The following is an 11,898-nucleotide window of genomic DNA, read 5'->3' as shown; positions in this document are numbered from 1 at the left end:
TTCAACAACAATCCGAATTGACTTAAACAACTTGTCGGAGTGCTTCACTGGTAACCCAGTAAGCTGAGACCGCGAAAGTGGGATCCGTAGAACCTGATCAGGCTAATACCTGCGAAGGGAACAAGAAAATACAATGTGCACAATGTTAAGCCGTGGTTTGGCGTTGTGAAGCGAAGTTGTTTTGCTGTTGATGATATAGACACCCCCCTTACGGTGCTGCTTATCGCTCAAGGTAAACTGTTTAAGTTTATCGCCAGGCAAATATCAACGGTATATAGGACTGTAATCACCAGGACCTTTGCCAACAATCTCGCTAAAGTAAAGGGTATATCCCCTTCTACACTGACACACTGTATTCTCCTTCACTCCTGACAAGCATTTTTAGAACCTAAATTTACAAGGTAAAATGCTATGTCGAACAGACGCGAACAGCGCCAACAAGCACAACAATTCATTAATGAACTTGCGGGCGAAGCTTACCCAAATTCAACACGCCACTACGAGTGTGGCAGCCGTGACGATATACGTGTGGCCATGCGCCTTATTCACCAACACGACAGTTTAGTGGGCGGTACCGAAGAAAATCCTATCTTAGAGCCGAATCCACCTGTTCCGGTGTACGACACCTCGGGTCCCTACGGCGACCCGCAAGAAAACATAGATGTTCATAAAGGCTTAAGTCCACTTCGCAAAAAATGGATTGAGGAGCGAAGCGATACCTTTGAACTAGAAGGCGTTTCATCAAGCTTTGCTAAAGAACGTGAAAACGACATTTTTACCGAAGATTTCCGCTTTATTCGAAGCCGCAAACCTTTAAAAGCACAAGCTGGTAAAAACGTTACCCAGCTTCACTACGCAAGGCAGGGCATTGTTACCCCTGAAATGGAATACATTGCTATTCGTGAAAACATGGGCCGTCAAGCCATTAAGGATGCCGAACTGACGCAACAGCATAAAGGCGAACATTTTGGCGCGAATTTACCCGATACCATCACACCAGAATTTGTACGTCAGGAAGTAGCCGCTGGGCGCGCCATTATTCCCTGTAACATCAATCACCCCGAATTAGAGCCGATGATTATTGGCCGCAACTTCTTAGTGAAAATTAACGCCAATATTGGTAACTCGGCGGTGACGTCATCTATTGAAGAAGAGGTAGAAAAGCTAGTGTGGTCAACACGCTGGGGGGCCGATACCATCATGGATCTGTCTACCGGAAGGAACATTCACGAAACCCGCGAATGGTTGCTGCGCAATAGCCCCGTCCCGCTCGGCACCGTGCCTATCTATCAAGCACTGGAAAAAGTAAACGGTGTAGCCGAAGACTTAACGTGGGAGATGTTTAAAGACACGCTGATAGAGCAAGCCGAGCAAGGGGTAGACTACTTTACCATTCACGCTGGCGTGCTGCTTGAATATGTACACCTTACCGCAAAGCGGGTAACCGGCATTGTGTCTCGCGGCGGCTCAATAATGGCAAAATGGTGCTTAAGTCACCATCAGCAGAGCTTTTTGTACGAGCACTTCCACGATATCTGCGAAATTTGTGCTAAATACGATGTGGCATTGTCACTTGGTGATGGCTTGCGCCCTGGCAGCGTAGCGGATGCTAACGACGATGCGCAGTTCTCTGAATTACGTACCCTGGGTGAACTGACAAAAATCGCATGGCAATATGACGTGCAGGTTATGATTGAAGGCCCGGGGCATGTGCCAATGCACATGATTAAAGAGAATATGGAAGAGCAGCTTAAGCACTGCCACGAAGCACCGTTTTATACCCTTGGCCCCCTCACTACCGATATCGCTCCTGGCTACGATCACTTCACATCAGGTATAGGTGCCGCCATGATCGGTTGGTATGGCTGCGCAATGTTATGCTACGTAACCCCTAAAGAACATTTAGGCCTACCAAACAAAGAGGACGTTAAACAAGGTCTGATCACCTACAAAATTGCAGCCCACGCTGCCGACTTAGCAAAAGGCCACCCAGGCGCACAAATCCGCGACAACGCCATGTCGAAAGCACGCTTTGAATTCAGGTGGGAAGACCAGTTTAATTTAGCTCTTGACCCACATACTGCCCGCGCTTATCACGACGAAACCTTGCCGCAGGCATCTGGCAAGGTCGCGCATTTTTGTTCTATGTGTGGCCCTAAATTCTGCAGCATGAAAATTTCTCAGGAAGTGCGCGACGTGGCTAAACAAACACAGCAGCAAGAGCACGAGAGAGAAAAAGGCATGAAAGACATGGCCGACGCATTTAATCAATCCGGCGCTCAGCTTTATCACACCGCAGATAGCAAGGTAGAGCTCCCATGACGGCGAAAGCGTCCATGAACCCAGTTTTAAACCACTTAAACGCTGCACTTCCCGTGGTGTGGTGCGTGGGCGGTGTTGACTCGAGTGGTGGCGCAGGTGTTACCCGTGACGCCATTACGCTTGCCGATTTAAACGTTCATGCTTGTGTGCTGACTACGCAGCTTACCGTGCAGTCGAACGCAGTGTTGCTTAGCAAAGAAACCACGAGTACATCAGCATTAAATCAACAGTGGCAGGTGCTGTTTGAAGATACACCAGCGCGCGCTATTAAAATTGGCGCAATTGCTAATGATGTACAAGCACTCTTGTTGTGTGCTCGTATTCAAACGATGCCAGATCCTCGCCCCTTTGTAGTGTGGGACCCTGTACTGTCCACCTCGTCAGGTGGCGTGCTGAGTGAGTTAAGCGAAAGCGTAATTGACGAGCTGTTAAATACCGTAGATATTGTTACGCCAAATATCGACGAGCTTGCGTGGCTCACTCATTTACCAGTTAGTGATGAAACAAGCATGCTAACCGCAATCAACCGGTTGATGAGTAAAGGAGCAAAGCGCGTGTACGTTAAATGCGGCCACGCTCACTGGCAAGATAACGTGTGCGATATTTATGCTTGTGCCTCTCATATCCTTCGCTTTAACCAACAGAAATACGACAACGGTAATCTTCGAGGCACAGGCTGTATGTTAGCCAGTGCATTAGCGGCGTTCATCGTGCACGACTACTACATTGAAGATGCACTTACGCTTGCGAATGCTTACGTCAGTGAAGTTCGCCGCCATACACTGCCCAAACACTGTGCAACAGTGAACATAAAGTCGATAAGTAGCCAATTAACTACCTACTTCGCACGAACGAACGGCTTTCCCTCAAACCCTGAGAATTTTCCACTGGTGACCTTTCACCAACGTGGCGCCGCTTCCCATCAAAATAAACCGGTAAAGGGTACCCGTATTGAAAACTCGCCTGACGAAGAAGAGCACTTTCCTGCTCTCAGTCAAACTCATCTAGGCATTTACCCTGTGGTAGACAGTGTGCAGTGGATTGCCCGCCTTTGGCCAACGGGCGTAAAGATCATGCAGTTGCGGGTGAAGCATGGTACTCAAGAAGAAATTCGCCAACAGATCAAAGACGCCATTGAATTGGTAGAGCACACCGACTGCCAATTATTCATTAATGATTATTGGGAGCTAGCGATAGAACTCGGGGCTTATGGCGTGCATCTGGGGCAAGAGGATATCGACACCGCAGACCTAAACGCCATTCGCCGCGCAGGGCTAAGGCTGGGTATTTCAACCCACGGCTTCGCTGAAATTCAACGCGTTCGCGCGTTAAACCCGTCTTACATTGCGCTTGGTCATATTTTCCCGACCAAAACCAAAGATATGCCCTCGAAACCACAAGGGGTAGTACGATTAAAAAAATACGTTCAGCTTTGTGATGGCATTCCCACCGTTGCTATTGGTGGTATTAACTTATCGCGCATAGGCGATGTCGCTAAAACAGGCGTTAACGGCATTGCTGTAGTGAGTGCAATTACGCAGGCAGAGCGCCCGCTTAACGCCTACCAAGCGCTAGCTCAGGAGGCGGGTTTTGCTTAGTCATTCAGACCTACACTCAGCCAACAGCTCGGTTAATTCACAGCTTGAACATCAAGATATACGCCGCTACAGCAGGCAAATTTTGCTCGATTGTATCGATCATGACGGACAACTTAACTTGGCGAGTGCCCACGCCGTCATCGTTGGCTTGGGTGGGTTGGGAAGCTTAACCGCACGCTATTTAGCAGGCGCTGGCGTCGGCAACATTACACTTATAGATGGTGACACCGTCGACATTAGTAATTTGCAGCGCCAGATAAGCTACAACGAAATGCACCTAGGCGAGCTAAAAGCCAAGTCGCTTTACAATGAACTGCGTAAAGTGAACTCGCATTTAAACATTCAGTTTAAAAGCTTATTTGCTGATAGTAACAACTTACCAACCTTAATTTCTTCAGCCTCCTGTGTATTGGATTGTACTGACAACGTTATGGTAAGGCGGCAGGTTAACGTAGCAACGTTTCGCGCATCTATTCCACTTTTTATCGCGGCAGCCAGCGGGCTTACCTGGCAGGCGTTGAACTTGCCTCAAAACTCAGCCACCTGCGGTTGTTACGAGTGTTTAGTGAATAACATTACCGTGCGCGAAGACTGCGTAAGTCAAGGTATACTTGGCCCTGTAGTCGGCATGGCAGCCTGCCACCAAGCCACCCAAGCTTTGCTCTTTATGGCCAAAGGGTTCGACGCGGATATTAAATGGGGTCACTACGTAAACGCACATGCGGGCCTAGCTACGCTACAAAGCTTCAAACTTCCCCCTTCTTCTTCTTGTGAGGTATGCCAATGACACAAATTAATATCAATGTGAACAGCCAACCCATGAGCGTGATTTCTCCTATTTCACTTAGCGAGCTAATCGCGCTCAAACAATTGAAAGGCGACGGCACTGCCGTAGCCAAAAATGCGGCCATTATCAGCAAGAATGAATGGCCAACAACCTACTTAAGTGACAACGATACCGTCGATATCTTCACCTTAGTAGCAGGAGGCTAAGATGTTTACGCTCGCAAACCACACTTTTTCTTCGCGCCTATTAACGGGCACGGGAAAATTTAGTAACACGAATACAATGAAAAGCGCAATTCAAGCAGCGCATAGCAGCATTGTAACGTTGGCAATGAAACGCGTAGCCAGCTATAGCGCACAAGATGAAACCCTTTCGGCATTAAAAGCATTGGGCGTTACCCTTTTGCCGAACACATCGGGGGCAAAGAACGCCAAAGAAGCCATATTTGCCGCTGAACTTGCTTACGAGGCATTAGGTAGCCCTTGGGTAAAGTTAGAAATTCACCCCGACCAACGCTATTTATTGCCCGATCCCATTGAAACCTTGCTTGCAGCAGAAGCACTGGTTAAAAAAGGGTTTCACGTTTTGCCATACTGCGGGGCAGACCCCGTATTGTGTAAACGCCTGGAAGAAGTAGGCTGCGCTGCTGTTATGCCGTTAGGCGCCCCTATTGGCAGCAATCAGGGCTTACAAACCAAGCCATTTTTGCAAATTATTGTTGAGCAAGCGTCGATACCGGTAATTGTGGATGCAGGCATTGGTAAGCCCAGTGAAGCCATGGCAGCCATGGAACTGGGCGTAGACGCGGTATTAGTAAATACCGCAATCGCCACCGCTAAGGCCCCTATCGCCATGGCAGAAGCTTTCGCAAGCGCTGTAGAGGCAGGGCGAAAAGCCTTTGAAGCTGGTCTTGGTGCTACCAGCAATGTTGCACAAGCCTCTAGCCCGCTTACCGCCTTTTTGGAGCCTGTTGTATGAAGGTAGCAAGGGCGCTAATGCAGCAAGACTTGTCGCATGTAGCTTTGTCGATAAACAGCAAAACGGCGTGTGACGTGGAACGAGCTTTGATAAAAGATTCGCTGTCACACGACGACTTTATGGCGCTGATCTCCCCTGCTGGTGCTGAGTATCTGGAAGCCATGGCCTATCGTGCGAAAGCAATTACTCGCCACCGCTTTGGCAACACCATGCAGCTGTTTGTGCCTTTGTATTTATCAAACTTGTGTGCCAACGAATGCACCTATTGCGGCTTTACCATGAGCAATAAAATAAAGCGTAAAACCCTATCTATAAGCGAAGTATTAACCGAAATCGAAGCCATTAATGATATGGGCTTTTCTCAAGTATTGCTGGTAACTGGCGAACATGAAACTAAGGTAGGCATGGACTATTTTGAGCAAACCCTTAGCGTCATTCGTGACAAGGTAAGCTACCTTATGATGGAGGTGCAGCCACTTAAAAGGGAACAGTACGAAACCCTAAAGCACCAGGGGTTAGATGCCGTTTTGGTGTATCAAGAAACCTATTCCCCTCAACAGTACGCCAGCTACCATACTCGCGGCAAAAAGCAGGATTTCTTATGGCGATTGGAAGCAAGCGACCGTATAGGGCAAGCCGGTATAGATAAAATAGGTATAGGTGCATTACTGGGTTTAGGCGACTGGCGGGTTGATAGTGCGATGACCGCCCTTCACGGCAAATTGATACAACAGCACTATTGGCAAAGCCGTGTTTCAATTGCTTTTCCACGCCTTCGAAGCTGCGAAGGTAACGATACTGGCGGTAATGTGCTTACCAATAGCAAACTACCTAACGAGCGGGATCTGCTTCAACTAATTTGCGCCCACCGTATATTTAACCCACAAGCCGAATTATCGCTGTCTACCCGAGAGTCGGCTACATTTAGAGATGGAGTAATGCCACTTGGGATAACATCAATGAGTGCAGCATCCCAGACGCAGCCAGGCGGCTATAGTGAGCCCTCACAGGCATTAAATCAGTTTGATATCGATGATAATCGTTCGGTGCCGGAAGTGGTTAACGCGATTGCAAGGCAAGGATTAGAGCCCGTCTGGAAAGACTGGATGCCTTTTTCGGAACGTGTGTAAACATACCTATAAATGTGTATCCTCGTGAAAAAGCGTGCGCTAAAAAGGCGCATTTTTAATGGTTTAATAGATTAGTTTTTATAAGGGAAAATAAGAAAAAATTTGTTTTGCTTTCACGCAAAACCCTCCGTACAATCCGCCCAAATTTTAGCCAGACACGTTAACTTAGCGTCTGGCCTTTTTGTCTCATTTATCCCATATTAGATTTATCAAAACTGAAGGGCAGTACGTTGGATACCGTTGAATTTATTCAAATTCGTAGATTTATAGTGAAGCTAGGCAAAATGCTGCACAAGTACGGTACCCCTGCGTTCCGTCTTGAAGCTTACCTAGGTGAAGTCGCCAAGTATTTGGGCGTACACGCTTCATTTATTTCAACGCCAACTTCGCTAACTTTTGTTATCTGGAGCGACCGTCACGAAGACGAGTACAACCATGCCGCCCGTTTGCTTCCTGGCGAACTCGATATGAACGCATTATCCCTCACCGACGAGCTGGCTAGCGAACTGTTGTCTGGTAATTTAACATTAGGTGAAGCTGACAAGCGCTTAAATGAAATAGACGCGATGGGCAGCCCTTATGGTAAATGGATTACGGGCGTTGCTTTTGCTATGGCTACCGGCGCGTTTGCTATGCTAATGGGAGCAAGCTGGAGCGAAATTGGCTGGTCGGGCGCGTTAGGTATTGTGGCTTATCTTTGGACCTTATGGGCACAGCAGTCTAAACGCGTAAACTTAATGCTAGAGCCTGTCACGGCCTTCGTTGGCGGCATTCTTGCGTGTGCTATTGGTCAATTCGTCGACCCGGGCATTAACATTCCGCTGGTTGTGCTTTCATCGGTGATTGTATTTGTCCCCGGACTAGCGCTGACAATGGGCCTTGCCGAGCTTTCATCGCGAAACATGGTGTCGGGCACGGCCCGTACTATGGACGCCATCATGCAGCTGTTTAAGCTTTACTTCGGTGCGTTTTTGGGTGTGTCAGTGGGCTTCAGTGCGTTTGGTGAAAACGTGTATACGCCAGCGGAGTCACTGCCTTACTGGGCAACTTGGCTTGCGGTATTCTTGCTGTGTATTGCCCTAGTTGCGATATTTAGAACCCGCATTAAGCATATTCCATGGGCATTGGCAGCGGCATTTATTGCTTATAGCGCTACTGCATGGAGCTCTGACTACATGAGCCCCGGACTAGGCGCATTCGTGGGTGCGTTTGCATTAGGTATTTTTGCTAACGCGTTTACTCGCATTGCCAACCAACCAGCCACCATTGTGGCTATGCACGGGCTTATCGTTTTAGTGCCAGGCTCTAAAACTTATATTGGTTTGAACTCGTTTATGACCGGCCAAGACTTTGTAAAAGCCGATCATTTGGGGCAAGAAGTGTTTCTTATCTTTATGTCGCTAGTAGCAGGACTTATTTTTGCTAACGTGGTTGTGCCCACTAAAAAAGCGCTATAACACTTGTACAGCAGCCCAATGGAGTTCACGCTAAACTGTGTAATGCTCTATTGGCAGCGAGATTGCTGCCAAATCCATTGTGCAGCCTAACAAATGGGAAAGTAGCGCTATTTAAGTAGCTTGATTAACGCTCGCCCCAATCGGGCGTTGAGCGCGCCCGCAGCAATCGCTTCAGCCGAATTTTCCATAAACTTCGCCGACAAGCTGCCGCCAATTTGATTGGCAACTTCGTCGGTGGCTAGATCAAACACGCCTTGCGCTGCAATGTTTTGCGCCAACACTTTAAGCAACTTCCAGTTCCCTGCTGTACTTGGTCTTAGTCCATACACGCGGGCCATTCGACGAATGGTACGAAAGCTAATCCATACCACAGCAAAAGTTTGAATAAGGTTGTTAGGACTAATAAACGCCAGGCTCCCTGCGGTCACCGACTCTTTGTTTAACACCTTGTGTGCTTTTTCTTGAACGGGTTTTAACACCGTATCTTCGTACAGGCCAAGACGTTCTGGCCCTGTCATATCGTCCTGAAGCTGCTGTTTATAACGGTCGAAACAATGCGCTGCGTAAGACCCCCGCGAAAAGCGTTTGCCGTGCTGGCTTAGCACGCGATCAATTTTCTGCGGCGACGCTTCTGTTCCCGCTAAGGGCTCTCCTCCAACTGAGGACTCTTGTTGCGCTGAAGGATCTGTCCCATTACTAGCCAGCAAGTCTCGGATAACGCTGGCATCTTCCATCGCCGTATTCACTTGCTTATAGCCGCGCCACTCTTTGAAGCTTAAAAAGCTAAGGCAACTTACAAACCCAACTAATAGCGCGCCTAGTACACCTGTACCGATGGGGTGCTCGGAAACGTTTGCCGCAAGGGTGGTATAAGCTTCAAATACGAAAAATCCAATTAATGAAACCACGCCAAACCCTAATGTTGCCGCACCTAACGACAGGCCACCTTTTTTTGAATCCACTTCCCAAGCATCTTCAACAACTTGCTTCGGAAGTTTGGTTTCAGGCTGCGCTATGTCTAAGGTTTGTGTTTTAACTTTGGTTTTGTACTGTGGTTTTGTTACCGCATCCCTTTCATGGTCATTATTAGGTTTACCATATCCAGTCATCGCATTATGCTGATCTTCCTCACCGACATCGCCGTAAATTGCATCGCGTCTAAGCGTAGACTGGCTTGTTTGTTCTGGGCTTTCATCAAATGTATAAGGCTTTTCGCTCATTCCTGTTCTCCTTTGCCCAGTAAAAACTGAAGCAATCTGTCTACGCCTTTACCCGCTAAAATACGCGCCTTAAAATCACTAGGAACACTTACATCAGGTACAGGGAAATGACTGCCCTCTTCCATTTCTTTCAGCGTACTGGGAATAGGCTCAAACGTAGATTCTACATAGCGGTCATCGCTATCTTTGTAGCGAATAGCGTCTGCATTACTGCCATCATCGGTGACTTGCATGCTAGACACTAAAAAATGCTCAAATTGAATAGGTTTACCTTCAAACCTTGCTCTTGCCCCTTCGGTAATTTGAGTAAGCAAATGGAGTAAATTACCGCGCTGACTTACCGGCACCAAGTCAGACTTAGTGGCCACAAACGCAACTTTGCCAATCTGCTCTTTCTTCAGCACATTGCGAGAAAACCACGTACTTTGCCCGTACACAAAGGTGTCGGCCAGATGACTAAGGGTTTCCTTTAACTGATACAAATGCTGTCTGCTGTGGTTAAGCCCTTCAAACAAATCGACTAGAATAATTTGCTTGTCGGTTTCTTTGAAAATGGACTGCTTCAGCGGCGTTAACCACCCACTTTGGAATTTAGCAAAGTGCTTGTCGAATATTTTAAACCAAGGATGTGATACATCGCTGGTGATGCTAGACGGAAGCGGCGTAAAACCAAAGGCCTGCCAATCGAAGTCGCTCGATTCCAATAAAAAACTGCCCGGTTGAAGAAGAGATATGCCGTTGGCCTTCGCGTCTACTAAATAATCGCGATAGGCATTAACCAGCAGCTGAATACGTTGTTCGGTTGGCTCTTGCTCAAAATCAAACTGATTAACAAACGCTTTCCACTGACTAGCAAAATATTGCTGCGGTCCACTGCTAAGCTGCGCCCACGCTGAATCTGACCAATGGGCATAGTTTTTACTTAGCATGGGAACGTCAGTTACCCATTCCCCAGGATAATCGATAAACTCAAACACCACATTACTATGCGGCAAAACATGGCGCTTAAGTGAGGCCGTTTCTTTAAGGCGTACCACTAGCTTAAAGCCGAATGCTTCTTCAGTGGCTTTTGGCCATTGGCCGTTTTCAAGATCAGTAATATTTTGCAAATGCGGAAAGGGTTTATAGCCTTCAATGGGCTCTATGTGCATATCAAGCACTTGGGATGGCGGTAAATAGCGTAGCAAGGGTAAACACGCATAGCCTTCTTCGCTGCGGCTTTTCAGCATGGTGATAAGACTGGTAAAAAGCATCGATTTACCACTTCGACTTAGCCCCGTAATAGTGAAACGATGCGTTTCTTTATTAAACACACTGCTAAGTTTGTCGCCAGTTAGCGACGCCATTGCCCAAGTCTTGTCAAAAAGCGTAGCGATATTTTTTTGCATTATTTATTTTTACTCTGCTTTTGCAGTGCCTATTCCCTTGAACCAATACCCTTAAAAATAACGTTCAGCGAGGGCTGCTTTTACTTCATTGCCCTCACTTTATTATAGATATGCCTACAGGAGTAATGTGGTTAACAATGGGGAAAAGCAAGGGCAGTGCCAGCTAAACAGACAACTTAGTAAAAAAGTAGCGTTAACTGCAACTTATTAACTAGTGCTCGCGAGTTTGATTAAAGAGCTTTTTCTTAATGCGATTCTTACTGGAATGCCAATGGTTCTTGGGTTTTCGCGGCGCATTTTCAATAACACGGTCAAAGTCGATATCCGATTTTTTAGTAGGCGGCACATGCGCACAAAAGAATGTATCAATGTGTGACTGAGCCAGCCTTTTTAAGCTCTGTCGATATTGATTTGGATGACACAGAGGATAAGGTGGTACTAATTCGCCTTTCACCTGTACCAGTACATCGGCTATATAAGCCTGTTGCGAGGGAACGTGCTTAAGCGTTAAATCGTGATCGGTGTGGCCTGGCGTGTACATTACCTGCCAATCAGGAAAGCCAGGCAGCAATTGATTGTCGGCAAGCGTCATATCTGGCGCTAATATTGGATTGTACCAAATAGGCATTCTTGGCTTACCAATGCGACTGGCCACCCACCACGTTAATAATAAATCTATGCTGTGGGCTGTCCGTCCCGCGAAACCAGAATACCAGTTAATGGCTTTGGGATGGGACGCCACTTGCGCCCCCGTGCGCTCACGCAATTTAATTGCACCACCGGCATGATCGGGGTGCATGTGCGTGACCACAATCAGCTTTAAGTCAGTTAAAGGACGGCCCAAGGTTTGCGTTATGAACCGACACACTATGTCTACATCGGCACGGCTACAGCCGTCAAGCAGTAGCAACCTGTTGTTGTCTTCAACAAGATAAATATGCTGTATGTAGCCTGCTAGCGTGTGAATTTTCATTACTGCTTCCTTTTCACCCGAAATTGCGACGCTTGCTAACGGTAT

Annotated in this window: 10 protein-coding genes and 1 riboswitch; of the genes, 7 read left to right on the top strand and 3 right to left on the bottom strand. The window is 47.4% G+C overall.

All coding sequences use genetic code 11. The annotated features are described in order from the left end of the window. Nucleotides 1-25 precede the first annotated feature (25 nt). A riboswitch (TPP riboswitch) is annotated at nucleotides 26-137 on the top strand. Nucleotides 138-411: 274 nt separating this feature from the next. From thiC to V7R42_RS13980, 7 genes are all read left to right on the top strand, one after another. Beyond that, nucleotides 412-2,322 (top strand): phosphomethylpyrimidine synthase ThiC, encoded by a 1,911-nt coding sequence (gene thiC / locus V7R42_RS14010; RefSeq protein ID WP_334020888.1) that lies wholly within the window; start codon nucleotides 412-414, stop codon nucleotides 2,320-2,322. Next, on the top strand, nucleotides 2,319-3,920 hold the full coding sequence (thiE, locus tag V7R42_RS14005; protein ID WP_334020887.1) for a thiamine phosphate synthase: 1,602 nt from the start codon (nucleotides 2,319-2,321) through the stop codon (nucleotides 3,918-3,920). The genes thiC and thiE overlap by 4 nt, the downstream gene beginning before the upstream one ends. Then, nucleotides 3,913-4,707 carry a HesA/MoeB/ThiF family protein gene (locus V7R42_RS14000; RefSeq protein ID WP_334020886.1) on the top strand — a complete coding sequence of 265 codons (795 nt, stop codon included), beginning with the start codon at nucleotides 3,913-3,915 and terminating at the stop codon, nucleotides 4,705-4,707. The genes thiE and V7R42_RS14000 overlap by 8 nt, the downstream gene beginning before the upstream one ends. Beyond that, on the top strand, nucleotides 4,704-4,913 hold the full coding sequence (gene thiS / locus V7R42_RS13995) for a sulfur carrier protein ThiS (protein ID WP_334020885.1): 210 nt from the start codon (nucleotides 4,704-4,706) through the stop codon (nucleotides 4,911-4,913). The genes V7R42_RS14000 and thiS overlap by 4 nt, the downstream gene beginning before the upstream one ends. Before the next feature lies 1 nt (nucleotide 4,914). After that, nucleotides 4,915-5,685: a thiazole synthase gene (locus tag V7R42_RS13990; RefSeq protein WP_334020884.1), complete on the top strand. Its 771-nt coding sequence runs from the start codon at nucleotides 4,915-4,917 to the stop codon at nucleotides 5,683-5,685. Continuing rightward, nucleotides 5,682-6,815 carry a 2-iminoacetate synthase ThiH gene (thiH, locus tag V7R42_RS13985; RefSeq protein WP_334020883.1) on the top strand — a complete coding sequence of 378 codons (1,134 nt, stop codon included), beginning with the start codon at nucleotides 5,682-5,684 and terminating at the stop codon, nucleotides 6,813-6,815. The genes V7R42_RS13990 and thiH overlap by 4 nt, the downstream gene beginning before the upstream one ends. A 230-nt stretch (nucleotides 6,816-7,045) precedes the next feature. Continuing rightward, the gene (locus V7R42_RS13980) at nucleotides 7,046-8,272 is read left to right on the top strand and encodes a threonine/serine ThrE exporter family protein (RefSeq protein ID WP_334020882.1); all 1,227 of its coding nucleotides are present in this window, start codon (nucleotides 7,046-7,048) and stop codon (nucleotides 8,270-8,272) included. Between the two features lie 107 nt (nucleotides 8,273-8,379). Here V7R42_RS13980 and V7R42_RS13975 read toward each other — a convergent pair whose 3' ends face one another. The 3 genes from V7R42_RS13975 to V7R42_RS13965 all read right to left on the bottom strand — a co-directional run bounded on the left by V7R42_RS13975 (nucleotide 8,380) and on the right by V7R42_RS13965 (nucleotide 11,853). Next, nucleotides 8,380-9,492: a YcjF family protein gene (locus V7R42_RS13975; protein WP_334020881.1), complete on the bottom strand. Its 1,113-nt coding sequence runs from the start codon at nucleotides 9,490-9,492 to the stop codon at nucleotides 8,380-8,382. Further along, a complete protein-coding gene (locus V7R42_RS13970) occupies nucleotides 9,489-10,880 on the bottom strand; it encodes a YcjX family protein (RefSeq protein WP_334020880.1) in 1,392 nt (463 codons plus the stop codon). The genes V7R42_RS13975 and V7R42_RS13970 overlap by 4 nt, the downstream gene beginning before the upstream one ends. Nucleotides 10,881-11,091: 211 nt before the next feature. Further along, nucleotides 11,092-11,853, bottom strand: a complete 762-nt coding sequence (locus tag V7R42_RS13965; protein ID WP_334020879.1) for an MBL fold metallo-hydrolase — start codon at nucleotides 11,851-11,853, stop codon at nucleotides 11,092-11,094. Nucleotides 11,854-11,898: the final 45 nt, after the last annotated feature.

The organism is Alteromonas sp. S015 (assembly GCF_036864485.1).
Taxonomy (GTDB): Bacteria; Pseudomonadota; Gammaproteobacteria; order Enterobacterales; family Alteromonadaceae; genus Alteromonas.
The sequence above is the reverse complement of the archived record's forward strand: the minus strand, read 5'-3'. Positions and strand labels throughout refer to the sequence as shown.

Coding starts and splice junctions, on each gene's coding strand:
- thiC (WP_334020888.1), top strand. CDS start 412: ATGTCGAACAGACGCGAACAGCGCCAACAAGCACAACAATTCATTAAT.
- thiE (WP_334020887.1), top strand. CDS start 2,319: ATGACGGCGAAAGCGTCCATGAACCCAGTTTTAAACCACTTAAACGCT.
- thiS (WP_334020885.1), top strand. CDS start 4,704: ATGACACAAATTAATATCAATGTGAACAGCCAACCCATGAGCGTGATT.
- V7R42_RS13990 (WP_334020884.1), top strand. CDS start 4,915: ATGTTTACGCTCGCAAACCACACTTTTTCTTCGCGCCTATTAACGGGC.
- thiH (WP_334020883.1), top strand. CDS start 5,682: ATGAAGGTAGCAAGGGCGCTAATGCAGCAAGACTTGTCGCATGTAGCT.
- V7R42_RS13975 (WP_334020881.1), bottom strand. CDS start 9,492: ATGAGCGAAAAGCCTTATACATTTGATGAAAGCCCAGAACAAACAAGC.
- V7R42_RS13970 (WP_334020880.1), bottom strand. CDS start 10,880: ATGCAAAAAAATATCGCTACGCTTTTTGACAAGACTTGGGCAATGGCG.
- V7R42_RS13965 (WP_334020879.1), bottom strand. CDS start 11,853: ATGAAAATTCACACGCTAGCAGGCTACATACAGCATATTTATCTTGTT.